At 66.5% G+C, this 25,016-nt stretch carries 24 protein-coding genes and 1 tRNA gene; 3 read left to right on the forward strand and 22 right to left on the reverse strand.

The features are described from left to right. The first annotated feature begins 54 nt into the window (after positions 1-54). Positions 55-474 (forward strand): hotdog fold thioesterase, encoded by a 420-nt coding sequence (locus tag CCK87_RS06070; RefSeq protein ID WP_085486133.1) that lies wholly within the window; start codon positions 55-57, stop codon positions 472-474. A 1-nt stretch (position 475) separates the two neighbouring features. Here CCK87_RS06070 and CCK87_RS06075 read toward each other — a convergent pair whose 3' ends face one another. Beyond that, positions 476-862 carry a hypothetical protein gene (locus tag CCK87_RS06075; protein WP_212638197.1) on the reverse strand — a complete coding sequence of 129 codons (387 nt, stop codon included), beginning with the start codon at positions 860-862 and terminating at the stop codon, positions 476-478. Between the two features lie 107 nt (positions 863-969). Beyond that, the gene (locus CCK87_RS06080; protein WP_055781364.1) at positions 970-1,575 is read right to left on the reverse strand and encodes a response regulator; all 606 of its coding nucleotides are present in this window, start codon (positions 1,573-1,575) and stop codon (positions 970-972) included. A 40-nt stretch (positions 1,576-1,615) separates the two neighbouring features. Between CCK87_RS06080 and CCK87_RS06085 the strand changes: the two genes are divergently transcribed. Together CCK87_RS06085 and CCK87_RS06090 are read left to right on the forward strand one after the other, a co-directional pair. Continuing rightward, a tRNA-Leu gene (locus CCK87_RS06085) sits at positions 1,616-1,698 on the forward strand. Between the two features lie 99 nt (positions 1,699-1,797). Continuing rightward, the gene (locus CCK87_RS06090) at positions 1,798-1,920 is read left to right on the forward strand and encodes a ribosomal protein bL36 (protein WP_055928744.1); all 123 of its coding nucleotides are present in this window, start codon (positions 1,798-1,800) and stop codon (positions 1,918-1,920) included. A gap of 106 nt (positions 1,921-2,026) precedes the next feature. On the opposite strand, the gene CCK87_RS06095 is transcribed toward CCK87_RS06090, so the two are convergent. The 20 genes from CCK87_RS06095 to CCK87_RS06190 all read right to left on the reverse strand — a co-directional run bounded on the left by CCK87_RS06095 (position 2,027) and on the right by CCK87_RS06190 (position 25,013). Then, complete coding sequence (locus tag CCK87_RS06095; protein ID WP_086460574.1) at positions 2,027-2,911, reverse strand: hypothetical protein; 885 nt, start codon at positions 2,909-2,911, stop codon at positions 2,027-2,029. A gap of 5 nt (positions 2,912-2,916) precedes the next feature. Further along, complete coding sequence (locus tag CCK87_RS06100; protein WP_170927171.1) at positions 2,917-3,204, reverse strand: hypothetical protein; 288 nt, start codon at positions 3,202-3,204, stop codon at positions 2,917-2,919. 145 nt (positions 3,205-3,349) lie between these two features. Then, positions 3,350-4,795 carry a pyruvate kinase gene (gene pyk, locus CCK87_RS06105; protein WP_086460575.1) on the reverse strand — a complete coding sequence of 482 codons (1,446 nt, stop codon included), beginning with the start codon at positions 4,793-4,795 and terminating at the stop codon, positions 3,350-3,352. A 91-nt stretch (positions 4,796-4,886) separates the two neighbouring features. After that, on the reverse strand, positions 4,887-6,344 hold the full coding sequence (locus tag CCK87_RS06110) for a glutamate synthase subunit beta (RefSeq protein WP_086460576.1): 1,458 nt from the start codon (positions 6,342-6,344) through the stop codon (positions 4,887-4,889). Continuing rightward, entirely contained in the window at positions 6,337-10,860 is a 4,524-nt protein-coding gene (gene gltB, locus CCK87_RS06115; protein WP_283160434.1) for a glutamate synthase large subunit, read from the reverse strand. The genes CCK87_RS06110 and gltB overlap by 8 nt, the downstream gene beginning before the upstream one ends. 209 nt (positions 10,861-11,069) lie before the next feature. Next, positions 11,070-12,023 carry a prolipoprotein diacylglyceryl transferase gene (gene lgt, locus CCK87_RS06120; RefSeq protein ID WP_249273813.1) on the reverse strand — a complete coding sequence of 318 codons (954 nt, stop codon included), beginning with the start codon at positions 12,021-12,023 and terminating at the stop codon, positions 11,070-11,072. Between the two features lie 205 nt (positions 12,024-12,228). After that, positions 12,229-13,014, reverse strand: a complete 786-nt coding sequence (gene trpA / locus CCK87_RS06125; protein WP_249273814.1) for a tryptophan synthase subunit alpha — start codon at positions 13,012-13,014, stop codon at positions 12,229-12,231. A 14-nt stretch (positions 13,015-13,028) separates the two neighbouring features. Then, positions 13,029-14,258, reverse strand: coding sequence for a tryptophan synthase subunit beta (trpB, locus tag CCK87_RS06130; protein ID WP_086460579.1), 1,230 nt, complete (start codon positions 14,256-14,258; stop codon positions 13,029-13,031). Beyond that, positions 14,255-15,034 (reverse strand): indole-3-glycerol phosphate synthase TrpC, encoded by a 780-nt coding sequence (gene trpC, locus CCK87_RS06135; RefSeq protein ID WP_086460580.1) that lies wholly within the window; start codon positions 15,032-15,034, stop codon positions 14,255-14,257. Before trpC ends, trpB begins: the two co-directional genes overlap by 4 nt. A gap of 3 nt (positions 15,035-15,037) precedes the next feature. Then, positions 15,038-15,268: a DUF6704 family protein gene (locus CCK87_RS06140; RefSeq protein WP_044438359.1), complete on the reverse strand. Its 231-nt coding sequence runs from the start codon at positions 15,266-15,268 to the stop codon at positions 15,038-15,040. A 62-nt stretch (positions 15,269-15,330) separates the two neighbouring features. Next, the gene (locus CCK87_RS06145; RefSeq protein ID WP_086460581.1) at positions 15,331-16,065 is read right to left on the reverse strand and encodes a Trp biosynthesis-associated membrane protein; all 735 of its coding nucleotides are present in this window, start codon (positions 16,063-16,065) and stop codon (positions 15,331-15,333) included. Continuing rightward, positions 16,062-17,594, reverse strand: a complete 1,533-nt coding sequence (locus CCK87_RS06150) for an anthranilate synthase component I (RefSeq protein ID WP_086460582.1) — start codon at positions 17,592-17,594, stop codon at positions 16,062-16,064. Before CCK87_RS06150 ends, CCK87_RS06145 begins: the two co-directional genes overlap by 4 nt. Next, the gene (gene hisI / locus CCK87_RS06155) at positions 17,591-17,968 is read right to left on the reverse strand and encodes a phosphoribosyl-AMP cyclohydrolase (RefSeq protein ID WP_086460583.1); all 378 of its coding nucleotides are present in this window, start codon (positions 17,966-17,968) and stop codon (positions 17,591-17,593) included. Before hisI ends, CCK87_RS06150 begins: the two co-directional genes overlap by 4 nt. Beyond that, complete coding sequence (gene hisF / locus CCK87_RS06160) at positions 17,965-18,726, reverse strand: imidazole glycerol phosphate synthase subunit HisF (RefSeq protein WP_086460584.1); 762 nt, start codon at positions 18,724-18,726, stop codon at positions 17,965-17,967. Before hisF ends, hisI begins: the two co-directional genes overlap by 4 nt. Positions 18,727-18,728: 2 nt before the next feature. Further along, positions 18,729-19,568 carry an ATP phosphoribosyltransferase gene (hisG, locus tag CCK87_RS06165; RefSeq protein WP_086460585.1) on the reverse strand — a complete coding sequence of 280 codons (840 nt, stop codon included), beginning with the start codon at positions 19,566-19,568 and terminating at the stop codon, positions 18,729-18,731. A gap of 82 nt (positions 19,569-19,650) precedes the next feature. Then, positions 19,651-19,914, reverse strand: coding sequence for a phosphoribosyl-ATP diphosphatase (locus CCK87_RS06170; protein WP_044438370.1), 264 nt, complete (start codon positions 19,912-19,914; stop codon positions 19,651-19,653). A gap of 9 nt (positions 19,915-19,923) precedes the next feature. After that, positions 19,924-20,592: a ribulose-phosphate 3-epimerase gene (rpe, locus tag CCK87_RS06175; protein WP_086461194.1), complete on the reverse strand. Its 669-nt coding sequence runs from the start codon at positions 20,590-20,592 to the stop codon at positions 19,924-19,926. Positions 20,593-20,641: 49 nt separating this feature from the next. Beyond that, positions 20,642-22,051, reverse strand: coding sequence for a transcription antitermination factor NusB (locus CCK87_RS06180; protein WP_086460586.1), 1,410 nt, complete (start codon positions 22,049-22,051; stop codon positions 20,642-20,644). Continuing rightward, the gene (gene fmt / locus CCK87_RS06185) at positions 22,048-22,995 is read right to left on the reverse strand and encodes a methionyl-tRNA formyltransferase (protein ID WP_086460587.1); all 948 of its coding nucleotides are present in this window, start codon (positions 22,993-22,995) and stop codon (positions 22,048-22,050) included. The genes CCK87_RS06180 and fmt overlap by 4 nt, the downstream gene beginning before the upstream one ends. Continuing rightward, positions 22,992-25,013 carry a hypothetical protein gene (locus CCK87_RS06190; RefSeq protein ID WP_086460588.1) on the reverse strand — a complete coding sequence of 674 codons (2,022 nt, stop codon included), beginning with the start codon at positions 25,011-25,013 and terminating at the stop codon, positions 22,992-22,994. The genes fmt and CCK87_RS06190 overlap by 4 nt, the downstream gene beginning before the upstream one ends. Positions 25,014-25,016 lie beyond the last annotated feature (3 nt).

Here is a 25,016-nt window from a genome sequence, read left to right on the forward strand (position 1 = left end):
CCAGCCTACAAGTCACCTCCGACGGCGGCCGGGCCCCAGCATTCGAAGGCGACGATGACCGAAAACACTGTGGATGCGCTGGGCTGGATTCGCGACAGGGGCGCCGGCGAGCTGGCGGAGAAGATGGGCATCGAGTTCGTCGAGTTCACGCTCGAGCGGGCCGTCGCCACGATGCCGGTCGAGGGCAATAGACAGCCGGCGAATCTTCTGCACGGCGGCGCCTACGTCGTTCTCGGCGAGTCCCTCGGTTCCATGTCGGCGAATCTGCACGCCGGCCCCGACAGGCTCGCCGTCGGCATCGAGATCAACGCCTCGCACACGCGATCGGCTCGCAGCGGCCTGGTGACCGCCGTCTGCACGCCCATCCACCTGGGGCGCACCCTCACGACGCACGAAATCGCCATCGACGACGATCAGGGTCGGCGCTGCTCGACGATCCGCATCACGAACATGATCATCGACAAGAAGAACTGAGTCAGTTCGAGGTCATCGCCCGGTAGAAGTGGGTGATGCTGTCTGCTTCCCCGTTGCGGAAGGCCTTGAAGACCTTGCCGATGGGATTGCTGAGATTCTGCGGAGGCAGCGAGACCAGCAGCGGAAAGCTCGCGTACGCCTCGAGGGCTGTTCCGGCGCTGGTCGTCCATACTCCGCCAGCGTGCCGAACCATGACCTCGCCGACGTAGCAGCCGAAACCGAAGAGGGTCTCGGCGAATCGTTCCTCGGTCACGCCCTGCGCTCGGAAGCCGGCGATGAGGCTGTCGACCTGCTCCAGGCTGTCGACCGAATAGTCGAGATCGATCCCGCTGACGGAGCGTGCCACCGCGACGATGTCATCGGAGAATGCCACGGCGTTGGCCGGCAAGACCTCATGCTTGAGTTTGAGGGTGGCCCGGCGAATCGGCCGATCGGGTTCGACGGAGCCTCGAGAGGGTCGACGGAACGCGGAACCGTTGGACGACAGGGTCGGCTCTACTTCTTGGCGCTGAGCTGCTCGATGATCGCCAGGGCGACATCGTGCATGGTGAGGCGACGGTCCATAGACGCCTTCTGAATCCAGCGGAACGCCTCGGGCTCGGTCAGGCCCATCTTCTCGTTGAGCAGGCCCTTGGCGCGGTCGACGAGCTTGCGGGTCTCGAATCGCTCGACCAGATCGGCCACCTCTGCCTCGAGGGTGATGATCTGCGCGTAACGCGAGAGTGCGATCTCGATGGCGGGCAGCAGATCGCTCGGCGTGAACGGCTTGACGACGTAGGCGAGTGCTCCGGCCTCGGTCGCGCGCTCGACGAGTTCTTTCTGGCTGAACGCGGTGAGCAGTACGACGGGCGCAATGTGACCCTTGCTGAGACGCTCGGCAGCCGAGATGCCATCGAGCTGAGGCATCTTGACATCCATGATCACCAGGTCGGGGCGCAGCTCGGTGGCGAGCGCGACGGCGGTCTCGCCATCCCCTGCTTCACCGACGACCTCGAAGCCGTTATCACGGAGGATCTCGACGATATCGAGGCGAATCAGCGATTCGTCTTCTGCAACGACTACGCGACGGGGCGCGACGGGGGTGGATTCTTGGTCTGACACCCTGCAAGCCTACGGTATTCTGATCCCAGCACGTGAACGAGCCGGTGTGGCGGAATGGCAGACGCGGCGCACTCAAAATGCGCTGTCCGTGAGGGCTTGTGGGTTCGAGTCCCACCACCGGTACTTTTCATCACGTGACTTCTGCCTCGGCGTGTGGGTGCTCCCGGTCGGGAATAACGATCGACGCTGGGCGTTATACCTGCCAAAGGGAAGGAGTTCAGTATGAAGGTACGCAATTCACTGGGTTCGATGAAGAAGATGCAGGGTTCGCAGATTGTCAGGCGTAACGGGCGCACGCTCGTTATCAACAAGCTCAACCCCCGGTTCAAGTCGCGTCAGGGCTAACACCCACAGCGAGTATGAGCTGAGCATTTCCAGCCCATCTGAGAGTGGCCCAGGCATTTCGCCTGGGCCACTCTTCGTTAATGCTCGATGAGCGTGAAGAGCTGCGCTACTGCTCCGCTCCCCCGTCGTGCCGTGCGCCCGGTCGAGGCGGCTGCGGCTTCTGCCGGGAGAGTTCTCCGCCCATCCGGCCGCCGAAGGGACGCCCGTGATCGGCGAACTCCGCCCGAAAGTAGCCGAGCCGCCACGCGCCGAGTTCGATACGGGCACCCGTTCGGAGCACGCGAGCGAGCGGACGACGTGGGGAATCGCGATCGAGAAGAGGAATGTCTCCTGGCGTCTCCGATGCGAGCCGCAACGTGTACTCGTCATCGTCGGTATGCGTGATCGTCGCGTGAACCGGGTCGAGACCCTCGAGCCGCAGGTCGGCAGTGGGCCCAGAGCCGATGACCGTGACGCCGTCGATGAGTTCGAATTCTCGCGGCGGCGACCCGTCCCAGTTCTCGGAGCCGATCACGAAGATCAACCGCGGCCGCCCGGAGCCCGGTGCGGCGTGGGTCGTGGTCGGACGGAAGCGGGCGCGACGGTCGAATGTGGGCAACAGGGGCAGCAGCGTCGATGGAGGAAAGGCGACGCGGCTCGCGGCCTCGGTGCGGCGCATCAGCAGCGACGTGACGACGCTCGTCTTTCCCAGACGGATATGCGGCGACCCAGAGGCTACGCGCTGCGCTACCGAGGTCTTCACGGCGCCCAACTCCCCCACCATGCCCGCCGGTCCAGACAGCCGGATCGTCACACCCCGTCGGGCGAGTCCGCCGGCCAGGTCACGGATGCGAGCCAGCGATGCCCGCGTGCGGTCCACGAACGCCTCGGGACGCGATACGAGAATCTCGATGGTCGACCCGGCGGCCGTGATCGAACCCTCGATCGTGTTGTCCTCGCCGTCGGTGAGCTCGAACGTCAGGTCGATGTCGAAACGGACCGATGCAGCCATGATCGTCAGGAACGGAGCGGGTCTGAGCCGGCCGCCTGGTCGTCGCTGGTCGTGATGCGCAGCGTGCCGTTGAACTTCCAGGTCGCTCGTGGGGCGTCAGGGCCGATGTCTCGCGGTACTTCGACGACCATGTCGACGAAGCTGTAGTTGACCGCGGCTCCACGACCCGTGAGGTACGACCACATCTCGCGCCCGAGATCGGTCCAGTCGCCGATCGTCTTGCCCTCGGGGCCGGTGGCTGTGTTCGACGGTGTTGCGCCGCCCGGAACGTCGTTGTTCGATGTGTCTGTCATGTGCTGACACTATTCCGGCTGGACGAGAGACGACAGAGCGCAGCCCTGCCATTGCCAGGAACGGGACCGAGGTGTATGGCGTTATACCCGCACGCACGAACGCCCCCTCACGAGATGTGAGGGGGCGTCTGCGCAAGCCGGATCGTTAGTTCTCGATGACCTCGGGCTTCGACGGGTTGTGGGCCGAGCCGACGACGTGGATGCGCATGTCGTTGGTCGTGCCCGACTTTCCGGGAGGCGATCCGCTGATCACGACGACCTTGTCGCCGACCTCTGCCAGCTCCTTGCCGAGCAGCACATCGTCGACCTGCACCATGAGCTGGTCGGTGTGCTTGACCCGCTCCGTGAGGTAGGACTCGACGCCCCAGGTGAGGGCCATGCGGTTGCGGATGCCCTCTTCGGGAGTGAGGCCGATCATGGGAATCTTCGAGCGCAGGCGCGACATACGACGCACCGAGTCGCCCGACTCGGTGAAGACGACCACGAACTTCGCCTCGACGAAGTTGGCGACCTCTTCGGCGGCCAGCGTGACAGCGCCGCCCTGGGTGCGCGGCTTCGTACCGAGCGCAGGGATGCGGTCGAGCCCGTGCACCTCGGTGGACTCGACGATGCGAGCCATGGTCTGCACCGTGATGACCGGGTACTCACCGACGCTGGTCTCGCCGCTGAGCATCACCGCGTCGGCACCATCGAGAACGGCGTTCGCCACGTCGGAGGTCTCGGCACGGGTGGGAATCGGGCTGGAGATCATCGACTCGAGCATCTGCGTCGCCACGATGACCGGCTTGGCCATACGACGCGACAGTTCGATGGCGCGCTTCTGCACGATCGGAACGGCCTCGAGGGGAAGCTCTACGCCCAGGTCTCCACGAGCCACCATGATGCTGTCGAACGCGTCGATGATCTCTTCGAGGTTGTCGACGGCCTGAGGCTTCTCGATCTTGGCGACGACGGGAACACGGCGGTTCTCCTCGGCCATGATCTCGTGCACACGCTCGACGTCTTTCGCGTCACGCACGAAGGACAGGGCGATCAGGTCTGCACCGAGCTTCAGACCCCAGCGCAGATCGGCCTCGTCTTTCGCCGAGAGAGCAGGCACGTTGACGGCGACACCGGGGAGGTTGATTCCCTTGTTGTTGGAGACGTTGCCCGCCACGATGACCTTGGTGGTGACAGTGCGGTCGTCTGATTCGACGACCTGGACCTTGACCTTGCCGTCGTCGATCAGCAGGAAGTCTCCGGGCTTCACGTCTTGCGGCAGGCCCTTGAACGTCGTTCCGGAGAGCTCTTTCGTGCCAAGCACGTCGTCGATCGTGATGGTGAAGATGTCACCTTCGCTGAGGTAGTAGGGGCCGCCCTCGAACTTTCCGAGGCGGATCTTGGGACCCTGCAGGTCGACGAGCACGGCGACAGCACGACCCGAGTCGGCCGCGGCCTTGCGCACGGTGGCGTAGATGCCCTCGTGCACGTCATAGGTTCCGTGGCTCAGGTTCATGCGGCAGACGTCGACGCCGGCGTCGATGATCGCCCGGATGTCTTCGTAGCTCGAGGTTGCCGGGCCGAGGGTGGCGACGATTTTTGCGCGTCTCATCGTGTAGTGGTACTCCGTGTTCTCTGCGCCCGGGAAGGGCGCAATCGGGATAGTGGCTGAATCGGATGAAGGATGGAACGGGGATGGAGCGTTAGATCGAGATCGAGCGGTCGGTGGGCTTGACGGGGAACGGGAGTTCCGTGGCACCTTCAAGGTACTCGTCTACGGCCGATGCCGCAGCACGTCCCTCAGCAATCGCCCAGACGATGAGCGACTGACCGCGACCTGCGTCGCCCGCTGCGAAGACTCCGGGCACACTCGTCTGGTAGTCGCCGGCGCGACCGACGGTGCCTCGATCGTCGAACTGAGCGCCGAGCTGACTGGTGAGGTCGGTGTGCTCGGCACCCGTGAATCCCAGGGCCAGAAGTACGAGGTCGGCCGGGATCTCGCGCTCCGTACCGGCCTTCGGCACGCGACGACCATCGACGAATTCGGTCTCGGCGACGCGGATCGCGCGCACCTCTCCAGACTCGTTCGACAGGAATTCGACGGTCGTGGCGAGGAACTGCCGCTCTCCGCCCTCTTCGTGGGCGCTGGACACCTCGAACAGAGTGGGGAATGTCGGCCAGGGCTGGTCGGGGCGCCGCTCGCTCGGAGGCTGGGCCCCGATAGCGAGGTTGGTGACGGAGCGGGCACCCTGTCGGTGCGCCGTTCCGATGCAGTCGGCTCCGGTGTCGCCGCCACCGAGTACGACGACGTGCTTGTCTTCGGCGGTGATCTGGTCGGCGATCGTGTCGCCCGCGCCGAGCTTGTTCTGCTGAACCAGGTAGTCCATCGCGAAGTGCACGCCCGAGAGGTCGCGGCCAGGGATCGGGAGATCGCGAGGAACGGTCGCGCCAGTGCAGACGATGACGGCGTCGTAGCGGGCTCGCAGGTCGGCCCAGGAGATGTCGACGCCGATGGTGATTCCGGCGCGGAAGCGCGTGCCCTCCGCCATCATCTGGTTCAGCCGCTGCTCGAGCTGCTTCTTCTCCATCTTGAAATCGGGGATGCCGTAGCGCAGCAGACCGCCGATGCGGTCGTCGCGCTCGTACACGGCGACGGTGTGGCCCGCACGGGTCAGCTGCTGTGCAGCCGCGAGGCCGGCAGGACCGGATCCGACGACGGCGACGGTCTTGCCGCTGAGGCGCTCCGGCGGGTGCGGCTGCACCCATCCGTTCGCGAAGGCCTGGTCGATGATCGACACCTCGACCTGCTTGATCGTGACGGCAGGCTGATTGATCCCGAGAACGCAGGAACTCTCGCAGGGTGCCGGACAGAGCCGACCGGTGAACTCCGGGAAATTGTTCGTGGCGTGGAGGCGTTCGATCGCCTGCCGGCCTTCTCCTCGGAACATCAGGTCGTTCCACTCCGGAATTAGGTTGCCCAGCGGGCAGCCCTGGTGACAGAACGGGATGCCGCAGTCCATGCAGCGGCCGGCCTGGCGACGGAGCTCGGACGGATCGCCCTGCTCGTAGACCTCTTTCCAGTCCATGAGTCGAACCGATACCGGTCGTCTCTTGGGCAGCTCACGTTCCTGAACCTTCAGGAATCCCTTGGGATCAGCCACCGGTTACCTCCAAAATACGTCCCCAGACGATGTCGCCATCGGGGTCGAGTCCTTCATCGACGGCCGTCTGCCTTGTCTCCAACACCGCGGCGTAGTCGCGGGGAAGAACCTTGACGAACTCCGTCACGGTCGTGTCGAAATCGGCCAGCATCGCCGCGGCACGCGTCGATCCTGTCTCGAGTTCATGGCGGGTGAGAAGATCGCGCACGATCTCCGCGTCGGCGCTTCCGAGGGGAAGCAGCTTCAGCTCGCCGCTCGCGAGCGAGTCGCGGTTCACACTCTCGGTGCGAAGACGGTGGATGTAGGCGGTTCCGCCGGACATCCCCGCGCCGAGGTTGCGACCGGTCGAGCCGAGGATCAGCGCCAGACCACCGGTCATGTATTCGAGCGCGTGATCTCCCACGCCCTCGACCACGGCCGTGGCCCCGGAGTTGCGCACGAGGAAGCGCTCGCCCACGATGCCCCGGATGAACATGCTGCCGCGCGTCGCGCCGTAGCCGATCACGTTTCCGGCGATCACGTTCTCTTCGGCCGCGAACTGGCTGCGGCGGTCGGGGCGAACGATGATCTGTCCGCCTGAGAGCCCCTTGCCGACGTAGTCGTTCGAGTCGCCCTCCAACCGGAGAGTGATTCCCGAGGGAAGGAAGGCGCCGAAGGACTGGCCGGCCGAGCCGAGCAGGGTGACCTGGATGGTTCCCTCGGGAAGCCCGGCCTCGCCGTGCTGGAGGGTGACCTGGTTGCCCAGCATCGTTCCCACGGCACGCTCCGTGTTGCGGATCGGAAGCGTGATGGCGACAGGCTCGCCGAACTCGAGGGCCGACTGCGCCTCTCGGATGAGCCGGTTGTCGAAGTGCTTCTCGAGCTCGTGGTCTTGCTGTCTGCGGTTCGAGCGTGGTTCGTCGTCGGCGAAGTCGGGTCCGACGAGGATCGGACTCAGGTCGAGGCCGTCGGCCTTCCAGTGCTCGATCGCACCGTTCATGTCGATCAACTCGTGGTGTCCGATCGCCTCTTCGAGGGAGCGGAAGCCGAGTTCGGCGAGGTACTCGCGCACCTCCTGAGCCAGGAACTCGAAGAAGTTCACGACGAACTCCGGCTTTCCGGTGAAGCGCGCGCGGAGCTCGGGGTTCTGCGTCGCGACGCCGACCGGACACGTGTCGAGGTGGCAGACCCGCATGAGGATGCAGCCCTCGACGACGAGCGGGGCCGTCGCGAAGCCGTACTCCTCTGCGCCGAGCAGGGCGCCGATGATCACGTCGCGGCCGGTCTTCATCTGGCCGTCGACCTGGACGACGACTCGGTCACGCATACCGTTGAGCATCAGCGTCTGCTGCGTCTCGGCGAGGCCTATCTCCCACGGGGTTCCCGCGTGCTTCAGCGAGTTCAGCGGGCTCGCGCCCGTGCCCCCGTCGTGGCCGGAGACCAGCACGACGTCGGCCAGCGCCTTGGTCACGCCCGCGGCGACCGCGCCGATGCCCGACTGGCTGACCAGCTTGACGTGCACGCGAGCCAACGGGTTCGCTCGCTTGACGTCGAAGATCAACTGTTTGAGGTCTTCGATCGAGTAGATGTCGTGGTGCGGAGGCGGCGAGATCAGTCCGACACCGGCGGTCGCGTGACGAGTGCGTGCGACCCAGGGGTAGACCTTGGTGGGAGGAAGCTGTCCGCCCTCGCCGGGCTTCGCGCCCTGCGCCATCTTGAGCTGGATGTCGGTGGCGTGCGTCAGGTACATGCTCGTGACGCCGAAACGGCCGGATGCGACCTGCTTGATCGCACTTCTGCGCCGCGGGTCGAGAAGGCGGTCGGTGTCTTCGCCGCCCTCGCCCGTGTTCGACTTCGCGCCGATGGAGTTCATGGCGATGGCGAGGGTCTCGTGAGCCTCCTGGGAGATGGAGCCATAGCTCATCGCGCCCGTCGAGAATCGTTTGACGATCGATTCGATCGGCTCGACCTCGTCGAGGGGCACAGGCGGGCGGGCGCCGTGGCGGAGCTTGAAGAGCCCGCGCAGAGTCATGAGGTTCTCGGCCTGCTCATCGATCAACCGCGTGTAGTCGCGGAAGATGTCGTAACGGCGGTTGCGCGTCGAGTGCTGCAGACGGAACACCGTTTCGGGGTTGAACAGGTGCGGTGGTCCCTCGCGTCGCCACTGGTACTCGCCGCCCGTCGCGAGCGGCTCGTGGGCCGAAGCCGCTTCGTCTTCGGGGTACGCGGCGCGGTGCCTCGAGGCGCTCTCGGATGCGACGACGTCGATTCCGATTCCGCCCAGCTTGGTCGTGGTGCCGGTGAAGTACTCGCGAACGAAGTCGGTTCCGAGGCCGACGGCCTCGAACGCCTGCGCCCCGGCGTAGCTCGACACCGTCGAGATGCCCATCTTGGACATGATCTTGAGAACGCCCTTGCCGAGCGCCTTGATCACGTTCTTGACCGCCTTCTCCGGGGTCAGACCGGTCAGACGACCACTCCGCACGAGGTTCTCGCAGGTCTCCATGGCGAGGTACGGGTTCACGGCCGACGCGCCGTAGCCGATGAGGAGAGCGACATGGTGTACCTCGCGGACGTCACCGGCCTCAACGATCAGGCCGACCTTCATGCGGGTCTCCTGGCGGATGAGGTGGTGGTGCACAGCCGAGAGCATCAGCAGCGACGGAACAGGAGCGAGGTCTTTGTTCGAGTCACGGTCGGAGAGCACGATGAACGAGGCGCCGTCGTCGATGGCCTGGTCGGCCTCGTGGCACATCTCCGCGATGCGCTCCTGCATCGCCAGAGGTCCGTCTTCGACCCGGTAGAGGCCGCGGATCGTCGTCGTGATGCGGCTTCCGGAGTGCGGATCGATGTGCTGGATCTTCGCGAGCTCGTCGTTGTCGATGACGGGGAAGTCGAGAATGACCTGGCGCGTGTGCTCGGCCGTGGCCGTCAGGAGGTTGCGCTCCGGCCCGAGGCCGAGGCGCATCGAGGTGACCACCTCTTCTCTGATCGAGTCGAGCGGCGGGTTGGTCACCTGCGCGAACTGCTGGGTGAAGTAGTCGAACAGCAGGCGCGGTCGTTCGCTGAGCACGGCGATGGGCGTGTCCGAGCCCATGGCTCCCAGCGGCTCAGCGCCGTTCTTGGCCATCGGCATGAGGAGGATTCGGATCTCCTCTTCGGTGTAGCCGAAGGTGCGCTGACGGCGCGTCACAGACGCGGGCGTGTGCACGATGTGCTCGCGCTCGGGAAGGTCGCGGAGGTTGATGCGACCGGCATCGAGCCACTCGGCGTACGGTCCGGTGGCTGCGAGCGAGTCCTTGATCTCGTCGTCCTCGATGATGCGGCCGGCGTCGGTGTCGACGAGGAACATGTTGCCGGGGCGAAGACGTCCCTTGCGCACGACTCTGGCGGGATCGACGTCGATGACTCCGATCTCGCTGGCGAGCACCACGAGGTCGTCGTCGGTCACGAGGTATCGTCCGGGACGAAGTCCGTTGCGGTCGAGGGTCGCTCCGACGAGATCGCCGTCGGTGAAGACGAGAGCGGCCGGACCGTCCCACGGCTCCATCAACATCGAGTGGTACTCGTAGAACGCCTTGTGCTCGGGGTCGAAGTCGGCCTGGTTCTCCCACGCCTCGGGCACCATCATCATGATGGCGTGCGGAAGCGATCGACCGGCGAGCGTCAGCAGCTCGACGACCTCGTCGAACGACGCAGAGTCGCTCGCCCCGGGCGTGACGATCGGCAGAAGCGGGGTCAGGTCGCCCATGACCTCGGACTCGAGCTGGGACTGGCGCGCGCGCATCCAGTTGCGGTTGCCCTGCACGGTGTTGATCTCGCCGTTGTGCGCCATCATGCGCAAGGGCTGAGCCAGGGGCCACGACGGGAAGGTGTTCGTGGAGTAGCGGGAGTGCACGAGCGCGAGCTTCGAGGCGAACCGCTCGTCGGACAGGTCGGGGTAGAACGGCTCGAGTTGCAGCGTCGTGACCATGCCCTTGTAGGTCAGGGTGCGCGACGAGAGCGACATGAAGTACACCTCGAGCTCGCGTTCCGCGCGCTTGCGCAGGCGGTACGTCAGCCGGTCGAGGACGAGCCCGCTGAGCGGAGCACCCTCGGCGTCGTGGTTGATGCTGGTGACGAAGAGCTGCCAGATCGCCGGCATCGCAGCGCGGGCGAGGCGCCCCAGCTCGTCGGGGCGGATCGGGACCTCGCGCCATCCCAGGATGCGCAGACCTTCGGAGTCGGCGATCTCGGCGATGCGTGAGACGATCGCGTCGCGTTCGGCCGGATCGGTCGGGAGGAACGCGTTGCCGACCGCGTAGCGGCCTACCGGGGGAAGCTCGGCCGGGCCGACGGCGCGGAGGAACTCGTCGGGAATCTGCGTGAGGATTCCCGCGCCGTCACCGGTTCCGGCGTCGGAACCGATCGCGCCTCGGTGCTCGAGATTGCGCAGCGCGCCGAGCGCCGTGTCGATGATGTCGTGCCCTGCCGTACCGCGCAGGGTGGCCACCATGGCCAGGCCACAGGCATCTCTTTCCGCGGCAGGGTCGTACAACCCCTGGGCGGCGGGGACGGAACTGAATCGGGACTGCGGGGGCTGCTCGGACCGTGGCTGCTGGGACAAGGAAGTGCCGTCCTCTACGTAATTACTTAAGGATCTGGGACGCCGCTGGCCCATAAGGGAAATGCCGTGATGCCCTGTCGGGTCGAGTCGGCTGTAGGGGTGTTCGGAAGCTGAGGACGCGAGTTGCGCGACGGTCGTGTTCAGTTCGTGGATTTCGCACCGACGACGCTTGTGGCGTCTGATGCGACGGATTCTTTCTCGCGAGAATCGGTGGCTCCATCGCCCCTGAGCTCGTCGTCCGAGTAAGTATCGCTCGATTCTACCCCAGCACCCGCGGGCACCCATTCTGCGCCCGGCCGGTAGGGCCCGGGCTCGGCACCGGGGTGCTCGCGGCGCTGGATGAGAATGATGAGGAGTCCGACCACGATGGCGAACAGCGCGCCCCACACGTTGGTGCGCACGCCGAAGAAGATCTCGCTCGGATCGACGCGCATCGTCTCGAACATGGTGCGACCGATGCCGTACCAGATGAGGTAGACGCCGAAGGCCTTGCCCCACTGGAGGCGCAGCTTGCGTTCGAGCAGCAGGATGACGGCGACGCCCGCCAGGTTCCAGATGACCTCGTAGAGGAAGGTCGGGTGGAAGAGCGTTCCGTCGGCCAGGCCCACGGGGAAGGCCGGATTCGACGATTGAATCTCGAGACCCCACGGCAGGTCGGTGGGCGTTCCGAAGAGCTCGTTGTTGAAGTAGTTGCCGAAGCGGCCCGCTGCCTGCGCGAGCAGCATGCCCGGCGCGAGGGCGTCGGCGAACGTCCAGAAGCGGATGCCGCTCAGACGGCAGCCGATGTAAGCGCCGACCGCGCCGCCGATGAGCGAACCGAAGATGGCGATGCCGCCCTCCCAGATGGCGAACATCTTCCACCACTCGATTCCCTCGCCGAAGTAGTCGCCGGGGTGCGTGAGCACGTGGTAGATGCGGGCCCCGATGATGCCGAACGGGATGGCCCACAGGATGATGTCGAGCACGACGCCCGGCTCCGCCCCGCGCGCGGTCAGCCGACGCGAGGTGAGGATGGTGGCCAACACGATTCCCGCGAGGATGCAGAGCGCGTAGACGCGGATCTCAAGGGTGTTGTTGAACTGCGGCAGTCCCAGGCTGTGTAGCCATCCGGTGAAGCCGCTGACATCGAATTTCAGGCTCTGCCATTCCGGCGTCGGACTCGGGATGCTGGTGGGGGCGAAGACCAACGGTTTCGACCTTTCATCGTGTTGTGCTCGTGCGGGCGCCTGTTCGCTCGCCGAAGCGGGAGATCAGACGTAAGAGGGGCTGATGCTTATTGTAGGACGGCGGGAGTGTCGCTCAGCGACCGGTGCCGGTCGCCAGCTGGGCGGCGAGACGGGCGACTCCGTCGACTCCGTCTTCTGCGAGTGCGCGCACGAGGGCCGATCCGACGATCGCGCCGTCGGCATAACCGAGGATGTCGGCGATCTGATCCGCTGTCGAGACCCCGATGCCCACGCAGGCGCTGGTCGATCCGACGGAACGCAGACGGCCAACGAGCTTCTCCGCGGCCAGGCCCAGCTCGGCGCGGGCTCCCGTCGTTCCCATCGTCGAGACGGTGTATACGAATCCGCGGCTGTTCTCGACCGCGAGTCGGAGGCGTTCTTCCGTCGACGTGGGGGCGGCGAGGAAGACCCTGTCGAGACCCGTGCGGTCGCTTTCGGTCAGCCAATCGGCACCGGAGTCGACCGTGAGATCGGGCGTGATCAGCCCGGCTCCCCCAGCTGAACGGAGGTCGTCGGCAAAGCGTGCGACGCCGTACTGCACCACGGGGTTCCAGTAGGTCATGAGCAGAACGGGAGCGTCGACGCGCGCCCTGATCTTCTCGACGGCCGTGAAGGCGTCGCGGAGTCGGAAGCCCGCGTCGAGCGATGCCTGGGTAGCCTTCTGGATGACCGGGCCGTCCATGACCGGGTCGGAGTACGGGATGCCGAGTTCGAGGACATCGACGCCGTTCTCGACCAGGGCCACGGCCGCGTCGATACTCTCATCGAGAGAGGGGAACCCGACGGGCAGGTAGCCGATGAGTGCTCCGGCCCGCGACCTGCGGCTGGCCTCGATGGCGGATGCGACGGGAGACTCGATGACGCCGGCGGCGGTCATGCGCCGGCCCCGGCATCCAGAACGCCGAAGTAGGCACCCGCGGTCTCGACGTCTTTATCGCCGCGACCCGACAGGTTGATGAGGATGGTGGCCTTCTCGCCCAGGGTGCGCCCGAGCTGGATGGCGCCGGCCAGGGCGTGTGCCGACTCGATCGCGGGAATGATGCCCTCGGTCTGGCAGAGCAGCCGGAACGCCTGCATCGCTGCGGCGTCGGTCACCGGCGTGTAGGTGGCGCGACCGATGGATGCGAGCCACGCATGCTCCGGGCCTACTCCGGGGTAGTCGAGGCCGGCCGAGATGGAGTGCGAGTCGACCGTCTGGCCGTCTTCGTCTTGCAGCATGATGCTGCGTGAGCCGTGCAGCACTCCGGGGCGACCCATGGTGATGCTGGCCGCGTGACGCAGCGTGTCGACTCCGTCGCCGCCGGCCTCGTAGCCGTGCAGCGCCACGTCGGGGTCGTCGAGGAACGCGTGGAAGATCCCGATGGCGTTGGAGCCGCCGCCGACACAGGCCACGACAGCGTCGGGCAGAGCGCCCGTCATGTCGATGACCTGCTGGCGTGCCTCTTCGCCGATGATCTTCACGAAGTCGCGCACCATGACCGGGAACGGATGGGGGCCGGCGACGGTGCCCAGCAGGTAGTGGGTGTTCTCGACGTTGGCGACCCAGTCGCGGAAGGCCTCGTTGAGGGCGTCTTTCAGGGTGCGCGTTCCGGTGGTCACCGGAATGACCTCTGCTCCGAGGAGCCGCATGCGGGCGACGTTCAAGGCCTGCCGTTCGGTGTCGACCTCGCCCATGTAGACGACGCACTCCATGCCGAACAGGGCCGCCGCGGTCGCCGTCGCGACCCCGTGCTGGCCCGCGCCCGTCTCGGCGATCAACCGGGTCTTGCCGATGCGCTTGGCGATCAGAGCCTGCCCGAGCACGTTGCAGATCTTGTGCGAACCGGTGTGGTTCAGGTCTTCGCGCTTCAAGAGGATGCGGGCGCCGCCGGCGTGCTCGGCGAAACGAGGGACCTCGGTGATGATGGAGGGTCGTCCGGTGTAGGTGCGGTGCAGCTCGGCGAGCTCGCGGTGGAACTCCGGGTCTGCCTTCGCATCGTCGTACGCGGCGGAGAGTTCGTCGAGAGCGGCGATGAGCGACTCGGGCATGAACCGCCCCCCGAACTCGCCGAAGAACGGGCCCGTCTCGTCGCGCAGGTGGGTGGGGCTCGAGTCGATCGTCATGGGTTCACGCTCAGGAATTCTGTGAGGGTTTCGCGAGGGCTGCCGTGGGTGACCAGGGCCTCTCCGATGAGCACCACGTCTGCGCCGGAACGGCGGTAGTGGGCCACATCGGCGGCGGTCTTCACCGCTGACTCCGCGATGCGGATCGTGCCTTCGGGGATGCTGTCGGCCAGTCGGCCGAACAGGTCGGGATCGAGCTCGAACGTGGTGAGGTTGCGAGCGTTGACACCGATGACGCGGGAGCCGAGATCGATGGCACGGCTGAGTTCGTCGGCGGAGTGCGTCTCGACGAGCGCGGTCATGCCCAGCTCGGTGATCAGGGAGTGCAGTCGCGTGAGCGTCTTCTGATCGAGAGCGGCGACGATGAGCAGCACGAGATCGGCACCCGCGGCCCGGGCCTCGAACACCTGGTACTCGAGGCCGATGAAGTCTTTGCGCAGAACGGGGATGTCGATCGCCGCGCGCACCGCGCGCAGGTCGTCGAGTGAACCGCCGAAGCGCCGACCCTCGGTGAGAACACTGACGGCACTGGCGCCACCTGCCTCGTATTCACGGGCGAGAGCCTGGGGATCGACGATGTCGGCGAGTGCGCCCTTGGACGGGCTGGAACGCTTGATCTCGGCAATCACCTTGACGCGCTCCGACGGAGCGAGAAAGGAGAGTGCGTCGAGGGGCGCGGGCGCAGACAGAGCGGCGGCTTCGACAGACGCCAGGCTCACGCTCTGCTGTCGTGTCTCCGCATCCTCGATCGCGCCGGCGAGGAGCTGATCGAGCACCCTCTAGTGTCCTTTACCCGCATAGCGCGGGCTGTACGCCCCGAAACCTGCGACGGCCAGCACTTTGCCGAGGATCGCTCCCACGACGAGGAGACCGGCAGACGCCCACACGAGCCACTGCACGTCGAAGAAAAAGGCGACGGTGCCGATGCTGAAAGCGATCAGCATCACGATCACGGCGGTCCAGGCGGCCGGCGAGTGACCGTGTCCAGGTTCTTCAGAAACGTTGCTCATGGAACTCCTCTTGTTCGGGATCAATAGTAGTCGAAAGGAATGCGCGTTCCTGTGACCGAGCGCTACGCGGTCGGGTCTGTTCCGCGGCTCAAGCTGTCCCAATTGTCGACGGATGCCGCCTTTCGGCGCACCGCCGCGTCATCCGGACTCTCATCGGCGATAGTCGCGGCCGTCTCGGCGGCGTCTGTCTCGTCATCGAGATCGAGCAGCTCGTCTGCGTGCAGCACGCGACCGTCTTCCGAGGCGAATCTGACCGCCTGGTACCTGCGCCCCGACACGGGCCAGCGGGTCGTCGTGACCGCGACGGCGACGCCGAGAAGCGCGAGAAGAGCGCCCAGCAGGATGGCGACGACAGGCCAGGCCGTGACGGCCTCGCTGCGCGCGATCGTGCGGATCGACTCGGTTCCGGCGACGCCCGTCGCTGCCGTCACGACCGGCGAACCCGCCGACACCGGGTCGACGAGTGGACCCGTGCCCGACAGGACGATGCTGGCGCCGAGCAGAACCTGAAGAATTCCGAGCACGATGCGAATGACGGGACCCGCGATGGCCAGGGCTGCGGCACTGGCGAGTCCGGCGAGTCCGAGCGCGGCCAGCGCGGGCGCCGCGGTCGCGCCTGGCACATCGAGGACGCGGCTCGAACCGCCGTCAGACGTGACACTGAGCGATCCCCACGACTGCGACCACGCGAGGAACACGAGTCCGCTCACTGCGAGTACGCCGAGGATCATCAGGCCCTTGAGCCTTGCGGATCCTGGTTTCTCTGGCGAGGTCGCCGCGGTGTCTGACGTCGTCATACGATCCGCCGCATGGCATTCGCGATGGCGACCGCTCGCAGAGGAGCCGCGGCCTTGTTCTGCGACTCGAGGAACTCGGAATCCGGGTCGGAGTCAGCCACCAGTCCTCCGCCCGCCTGCACGTGTGCGACGCCGGATTCGATGGTCGCCGTGCGGATGGCGATGGCCAGATCTGCGTCGCCGGCGAAGCCGAAGTAGCCGACCACTCCCCCGTACACGCCGCGCTGGGCGGGTTCGAGGTCGTCGATGATCTGCAGCGCCCGAGGTTTGGGTGCACCCGACAGGGTTCCCGCCGGGAACGTCGCGCTGAACACGTCGATCGCGGTGACTCCCGGACGGATCGCTCCCTCGACCGACGACACGATATGCATGATGTGGCTGAAGCGTTCGATGCGCATGAACTCGGTGACCTCGACGCTGCCCGGCACACAGACCTTGAGGAGGTCGTTGCGCGCCAGGTCGACCAGCATGAGGTGCTCCGACTTCTCTTTCTCGTCACCGAGGAGCTCGTGTTCCAGCTCGACGTCGCGCTCTACCGTCGCGCCCCGAGGGCGCGAGCCCGCGATCGGATGGGTGAAGGCACGGCCGTTGTCGACCTTGACGAGCGCCTCGGGGCTGGAACCGACGATCGTGTACGGCGTTCCGTCAGGCCGCTCGAGTGCGAGGAGATAGAGGTACGGGCTGGGGTTGAGCGTGCGCAGCACACGATAGACATCGATCGGTTCGGCCGAGGTCTCGAGATCGAAGCGCTGTGAGATGACGACCTGAAAGACGTCGCCGTCGCGGATGTGCACCTTGGCTCGCTCGATGGCGTCGAGGAAGTCGCTCCGCTCGGTGCGTGCGACGGGCTGGCCGACCGTGTCGAAGTCGGCGTCGTCGAGCCTCGTCTCGGTGGGCTTCGCGAGTTCGGCCTGCATGGCATCGAGTCGCTCCTGCGCGTCTCGCCACTGCACGTCAGCATCACCGCGAGGGTCGGCGAGCACGGCTGAGATCAACTGCACGGTACCCGTCAGATGATCGATCACCACGAGGTCGCGCACGAAGCCCATGGCCTGGCTCGGCACCGAATAGTCTGCGGGCGGCCGGTGCGGAAGATGCTCGATCTGTCGGATGGTCTCCCACCCGATGAATCCCACGAGTCCGCCGGTCAGCGGCGGATGTCCCGGGATCATCGGTGTCTGCCAGGTGTGGAAGAGGGCGGAGAGAGCCGCGAGGGGCTGGTCAGGCAGCCCGTCGGGGAAGGCATCGGATTCGCTCAGCCCGAGGTCGACCCATACTGCGCGGTCGTCGTCGCTGGTGAGCACGCCGTAGCTCGACACACCGATGAACGAGAACCGTGACCAGACGCCTCCTTGGCCGGCGGATTCGAGCAGGAACGATCCGGCCCGGCCGCGGGCCAGCTTGCGATAGACGCCCACGGGAGTCTCGCCGTCGGCGAAGAGGGTTCGAAGCACGGGGAGCACACGATGGCTGCTCAAGAGCTCGTCGAATTCACGGCGCGTGGTCGACGCGACCCGCCCGCCGATCATGCCGATTCTCCGGCCGACCCGATGACGGGGTCGAGTGGATCGACGTCGAAGCACGCCTTGGCGCCCGTGTGGCAGGCCGCCCCGATCTGTTCCACCTGCACGAGCAATGTGTCGTCGTCGCAGTCGAGGGCTGCGCCGCGCACATACTGCGCGTGGCCCGACGTGTCGCCCTTCCTCCAGTACTCCTGACGTGAGCGCGACCAGAAGGTGACCCGCCCCTCGGTCAGGGTGCGACGCAGCGCTTCGGAATTCATGTATCCCAGCATAAGAACGTCCTTCGTGTCCCACTGCTGGATGATCGCCGGGAGAAGGCCGTCTGCCGCGAAGTTCGCTCGCGCGAGTACGGCCTCGACGTCGTCGGCTGTCTGTGTCATCGGATCAACGCCCCGTCTTGTCTCAGTTCGTCTTTGACCTGACCGATGGTCAATTCTCTGTTGTGGAAGACGCTTGCGGCGAGCACCGCATCGGCGCCGGCACGGATGGCCTCGGGGAAGTGTTCGAGACGACCGGCACCACCCGACGCGATCACGGGAACGCGGCTGATCGAGCGCATCACGCCGATGAGCTCGAGGTCGAAGCCGTCCTTCGTTCCGTCGGCGTCGATCGAGTTGACCAGGAGCTCGCCTGCTCCCCGTCTGATGGCCTCGGCGGCCCAGTCGAGGGCGTCGAGCGTCGTCTCGCGTCGACCGCCGTGCGTCGTCACCACGAAACCGGACGGCACGGTGTCACTGCGCTTGATGTCGAGCGACAGCACGATCACCTGCGCGCCGAACCTGTCAGCGATCTCGTCGATCAGAGCCGGCCTCGCGATCGCCGCGCTGTTGACGCCGATCTTGTCGGCTCCGGATGCGAGGAGCCTGGCGACGTCGTCTGTCGAACGGACTCCCCCACCGACGGTGAGCGGGATGAAGACCTGCTCCGCGGTCTTGCGCACCACGTCGTAGGTCGTCGAGCGGTCGTCGACTGTCGCGGTCACGTCGAGGAACGTCAACTCGTCGGCACCCTGCTCGGCGTAGATGCGCGCGAGCTCGACCGGATCGCCCGCGTCGCGGAGGTTCTCGAACTTGACGCCCTTGACGACGCGACCGGCGGCCACGTCGAGACAGGGAATCACCCGGATGGCGACGCTCATGATCAGATCCGAGCGGCGTGGATGGGGCTGACGAGAATCGCGCGCGCGCCGACGTCGTACAGCGCATCCATCACCTGGTTGGTGTCGGCCAGCGGCACCATGGACCGCACGGCCACCCATTCTGGATCGCGCAGCGGCGAGATGGTGGGTGACTCGAGGCCCGGCGTGATCGCCGCTGCTGCATCGAGCTTCGACAGGGGCACGTCGTAGTCCATCAGCACGTACTGACGGGCGACCAGCACGCCCTGCAGTCGACGCAGGAGGGTGTCGGCGCCGGGTTTGTCGATGCCCGATGAGATGACGACGGCGGAGGATTCGAGGATCACGGGGCCGAAGATCGTGAGGCCGGCCTTCTTGAGAGTCGACCCGGTCGACACCACATCGGCGACTGCGTCGGCCACGCCGAGACGAACGGCCGACTCGACCGCGCCGTCGAGGCGCACGAGCGTCGCCGAGACGGAGTGCTGAGCCAGGAATGCCTTGACGAGTCCGGGGTAGCTCGTCGCGACCCGCCGGCCCTCGAGTTCGGACACCCCGGCGAAGCCGCCATCCGGACCCGCGAAGCGGAACGTCGACTCGCCGAACTGCAGCGAGGCGATCTCCTTCGCGGGAGACTCGGAGTCGAGCAGCAGGTCGCGCCCGGTGATGCCGATGTCGAGAGCTCCGCTGCCGACGTAGGTGGCGATGTCACGAGGGCGCAGATAGAAGAACTCCACCCCGTTGCGCTCGTCGACGAGGTGCAGCTCTCGCGTATCGCGTCGGGTCTGGTACCCCGATTCGGCGAGCATCTGAACGGCGGTTTCGGACAGGGAGCCCTTGTTGGGCACCGCGATCTTGAGCATAAGAGTCTTTCGAATTGTCGACCGACGGGCGAGAGGGCGCGTCAGCCTGGGCAGCTATGAGAACGAACGGATGCGGCCGTGCTCACAGATGTCGGTAGACGTCAGCCGGCGTCAGTCCCTTGGCGATGAGGAGCACCTGGAGGTGGTAGAGCAGCTGGGAGATCTCCGCAGCCATCTCGTCGTCGGACTCGTATTCCGCCGCCATCCAGACCTCGGCGGCCTCTTCGACGATCTTCTTGCCGATGAAGTGGACGCCGGCGTCGAGCTCGCGAACAGTGCCGGAGCCGTCTGGGCGCTCGAGCGCTTTGGCGCTCAGCTCGGAGAACAGCTCATCGAAAGTCTTCACGTGAAGAGTTTAGGCGACGTGGGTGTGCTCGAGCGCCCTCTGGCGGAGCAGCTGCACCTGAGCGCCGGCGTCGTCGGCGCCGAACACGCTCGACCCGGCGACGAAGGTGTCGGCACCCGCTCTGGCGGCCACCTCGATGGTCTGCTCGTTGATGCCGCCGTCGACCTGCAGCCATACATCGAGTCCGCTGCGCGAGGCGACCTCGCGCGCTGCGACGAGCTTCGACATCGTCTCGGGCATGAACGACTGACCGCCGAAGCCCGGTTCGACCGTCATGACGAGCAGTTGGTCGAACTCTGCGAGCACGTCGAGGTAGGGCTCGACCGGGGTTCCCGGCTTGATCGCGATGCCCGCGCGCGCGCCGATCTGACGTAGGCGACGCGCCAGAGCGACGGGCTCGTCGGTGGCCTCGGCATGGAAGGTGACGGAGAAGACGCCGAGCTCTGCGAAGGTCGGAGCCCAACGATCGACATCCGTAATCATCAGGTGCATGTCGAGGGGAAGCTCGGTCACCTGGAGAAGACGCTCGACCACGGGGATGCCGAACGTCAGGTTGGGCACGAAATGGTTGTCCATCACGTCGACGTGAACCGCATCGGCCGACGAGATGCGGTCGAGCTCCGTCGCGAGGTGGGCGAAGTCGGCGGCCAGGATGCTGGGGTTGATACGCACGGGCATGGTCATCAGCTTATCCAGCGCGACGAGACGCTCGGTCTCGGCGCACGGTCTAGTCGGCTTTGCGGAAGAGCGCGATGAACATGGCGTCGGTCGCGTCGATGTGCGGCCACAGCTGCACCTGTGACGCCTCGGACGCCCGCTCGCTGGTCTCGCCGGAGATCTCCGCGACCACCGTGCCGGTGTCGAGGGCTGTGAGCCGATCTCCCCAGCGGGAGAGGGCACCGACCACCTGCCCTCGAGTCTCGGCCACATGGGGCGAGCAGGTCACATACGCGAGGATGCCACCGCGCCGCAGGGCCTCGACGGCGGAGTCTATGAGCCGCTCCTGCAGCTGCACGAGATCGGCGACATCACGCGGGCTCTTGCGCCACCGGGCTTCCGGTCGACGCCGCAGGGCGCCCAGGCCGGTGCACGGCGCGTCGACCAGGATGCGATCGAACGACTCCGGACGCATGGCCCCGATGGTCGTGCCGTCGAGTTCGAGGACCTCGGGAGGATCGCTGATGGCCTCGAGGGCATTGCGGACCAGTTGGGCCCTGGCCGGCACGGGCTCGTTGGCGGTGAGAACAGCGCCGCCCAATCGCGCCTCGGCGGCCAGCAACGCCGATTTGCCGCCCGGACCGGCGCAGAGGTCGAGCCACTTCTCACCCGGCGCGATCGACGCGGCACGGCTAAGAGCGAGGGCCGCGAGCTGTGATCCCTCGTCTTGCACTCTGACGGTGCCGGCGCGCACCTCGGCGATATCGCTGGGATCTCCCCCGGTGGCCGAGAAGCCGATGGGCGAACGGCGAGTGGCGCGGCCGGGGATGGTGATGTCGTCGCGATCGGCCAGGCCGGGCAGCGCGACGAGGCCCAGCCGAGGCGGCACGTTGTCTGCGTCGAGCAGATCACGCAGCTCGTCTTCGAGTGCGTCGGCCGACACTCCCGCCGCGGAGAGCGAACGGCGGAAGGCACGGATGATCCAGGTGGGGTGAGAGTATTCGGCGGACAGCCTGCTGTCGTTGTCCTTTGCATCGGCGATGACGCGATCTCGCCAGACGTCGGGCTCGCTGCGGGTGATGGTGCGGAGCACTCCGTTGACGAATCCGGTCGCGGAGCGGGAACTCACGAGCCGCGCGAGTTCGACGGACTCGTTGACGGCGGCGTGACTCGCTGTGCGCATGCCCAGCAGCTGATGCGTCGCCAACTCGAGCACGTCGAGAACGAGGGGGTCGATCTTCTCGACGGGCCGGCCCGCCGCCAGGGAGATGACTCTGTCGTAATAGCCGCGCATGCGGAGAGTGCCATACGTGAGCTCGGTGGCGAGGGCGGCGTCATTGGTCTGGAGCTTCGCCCTCGCCAGCTTGGTGGGCAGAAGCAGGTTGGCGTATGCATCGTCTTCACGAACCGCGGTGATCACCTCGAGGGCGATGCGACGCGCCGGCTGAACGATCTGAGAGGAGCGGGGCCTGGTGTTCATGGTGTGTCGACTCTGTTCGTTGCGGGGATGTCTGCGATGTGAGGCTGGCCTACGGCGAGACCGCGCCACCAGTCGGTCGCCGACATCGGCTTCTTGCCGGCGGGGTGAACGCGGAGCAGTTCGATGGGCGTCGTGGCCGTGCCGATCAGGATTCTGCTGCCGTCGTTCTGGAGCGTGCCCGGGAGAAGCGACGCTGTGTCGTAGGCGGGTGCGGCCTCGAGGATCTTGAGCCTGAGGCCGTCGACGACGGTGAAGGCGCCCGGCTCGGGCGTCGTTGCGCGGATGCGACGGAAGGCGACGTCGGCGGGCTCGCTCCAGTCGACGCGAGCGTGCTCGAGCGTGATCTTCGGGGCCAGCGTGACCTCGCCCTGCTGGGGCGTCGATCGGGCTGTGCCGGCCTCGAGCTCGTCGACGACCTTCGCCGTGAGCTCCGCGCCCTCGTGGGAGAGGGCCTCGAGAAGGTGGCCCGAGCTCTCGTGAGCACCGATGGGCCGCGTCAGGCGAGCGAACTCCGGCCCGGCGTCGAGGGCTGCGACCAGCTGGAAGACGGATGCTCCCGCCTCGTTGTCGCCGCTCATGACGGACCACTGCACGGGGGCTGCTCCCCGCCAGCGAGGCAACAGCGAGAAGTGCAGGTTGATCCAGCCGAGACGCGGTGTCTCGAGCAGCGGGCTGCGCACCAGTCCCCCGTACGCGACGATCACGCCGAGGTCGGGCTGGAGATCGGCGACCTGCTGCGTGACGAGGTCGTCGAGCCTGTTGGCCCGGATCGTGGGAATGCCGAGCTCGGACGCCCGGGATGCGACGGGAGACGGGGTCAGAACGCGCTTGCGCCCCTGAGGTGCGTCCTCACGGGTGATGACCGACACGATCTCATGACGTGAGGCGAGGATGTCGAGGGTGGGCAGCGCTACGGCGGGAGTGCCGGCGAAGACGAGTTTCATTCCAGGATCTCCGTGTCGTCGAATCGAACCCTCAGCACAGGCGGAGGCCTGAAGCTGGTCTTGGTACCGGTGGCTTTGCTCGTCTGACGCTTCGTTCGTCCTGTGGAATTGCGGATGATCGACGAGCGCAGGCTGCGGGCGACCTCGGCGCCGAATGCGTAGTCGAATCGTATGGTCGCACGAACGAGGCCGTCGCCGGCGTCGACCGGGCCGAGCACGTCAATTGTCGCCGATTCGTGCCCCTCCACCGAATCGGGCAGCGAGGAGATCGCCTGCTCGACGGTCTCGGGGCGCCCCGTGACCGTGGCCAGCCGCACCATAGGAGGAAAGCGCAGCGTTCGCCTGTCGGGCAGTTCGGCGGCCGCGAAGCGGTGCTGGCTCCATGTGACCAGGGAGCGGGCCAGCGCTCCCCCGACGCCGACGATGATGGCCGGCGCCCGCGGCGCAGCCAGCGCTATGGCGTTCGACCACCATCGCAGGCAGTCCTCGGCCACGGTCAGGGATTCTCGAGCGAGCATACGCTCGCCGTCGAGCAGCAGGACGGCCCTGTAGCCGCCGGCTGCCACGGGTTCGGCCCCGCGTGTCGCGACGACGAGTGCAGGTCGTGCGTCGACCGTGAGATGGGGCCGCTCGCCATCGGAGACGATGATCCGCGTTCCGGGAAATGCTCGGCCCAGTTCTTCGGCCGTGCGACCGGTGCCGGCCGTGACGAGTCGGATGCGCGTGGATTCGCAGTGTCGGCAGTGCCAATCGGCGGCGATCGCCCCGCACAACTCGCACGACGGGGTCTGCCGGGCGCCACCGATACGAAGCGTGCCTTCGCAGACTCGGCAGCGCGCGGGAGTGCGGCAGTCCTGGCACGCGAGTACGGGGGCGTATCCGGGTCGGGCGACCTGCACGAGAACAGGCCCGTCTTCGAGCGCGCGACGGGCCGTGTTCCAGGCGGTGGAGGGAATGCGGGCGTGCGCCGCGGCATCAGCGCCCGGCTGATCTGCGGTGGGGACGACATGCGGAAGCACAGCGGGATCGGGTGTGTAGGGCGCTACATAGCCGATCTCGACGAGCCGCTCGAGCCACGTGCTGCGAGAGTGCGACGCGAACAGCAGGGCGCAGCCGGACTGCTCCTGGCGTACCAGCGCGACGTCGCGCGTGGACACGTAGGGGCTCAGCGGCTCGTTGTGCAGGGGGTCGGCATCGTCCCACACGGCAATCAGTCCGAGATTCTCAGCCGGAGCGTAGACGACCGATCGGTTACCGACGATCACACGAGGTGCGGCTTCGAGACAGCGAAGGAACGCCCGGTATCGGTCTGCATTCGGCTGACGAGCGTCGAGCTGGGAGATACGATCGAGCGGCACGAGCACAGCGAGGGCTTCGATGAGTTGTTGCTGGTCGCGGTAATCGGGCACGGCGACGATCGCGCTGCGCCCCGAAGCGAGCGTGCGGGCGGCCGCCTCGGCCAGGGTGACGGCCCAGCGTCCGACCCAGACCCCCGGGGAAACCTCGTGCACGGCCGGTATCGCGGCGAGGGCTACGCGGCGGCCAGTGTCGAGAGCGGAATCGATGACGCGCTCCCCGTAGCCGGTGACGGTGGGGTTCGCTCGATACTCGGCCGGCGAGTTCTCGGACTGCTGCTCGAGCTGCCAGGCCTTCTCGACCCGAACCTGACGAGGGGGAACGGCCAGGCGCACGACGTCACTCGCGCTGCCGGCGGCCCGCTCCGACACTCGCCGCGCGAGGTTCCAGACGGCAGGCGTCAGCACGGGCACCGACGACGTGACCTCGTCGATCTCGCTCAGCGTTCCGGAATACTCGACTGCCTCTGTCGTCTCGACGATGTAGCCGCGCGCGATGCGACCGGCAGACCGCAGGGGCACCTTGACGCGCACTCCGGGTCTGGCCTGCTCTCGCAGCGCGCCCGGCACGGCGTAGTCGAAGAGCCGGTCGAGCTGAGGAAGGGGCGATTCGAGCATCACCCGCGCGATGAGCAGCTGCTCCGGCGCGGCCTGCGCTGTCATCGC

The organism is Agreia sp. VKM Ac-1783, from assembly GCF_900177765.1.
Lineage (GTDB): Bacteria > Actinomycetota > Actinomycetes > Actinomycetales > Microbacteriaceae > Agreia.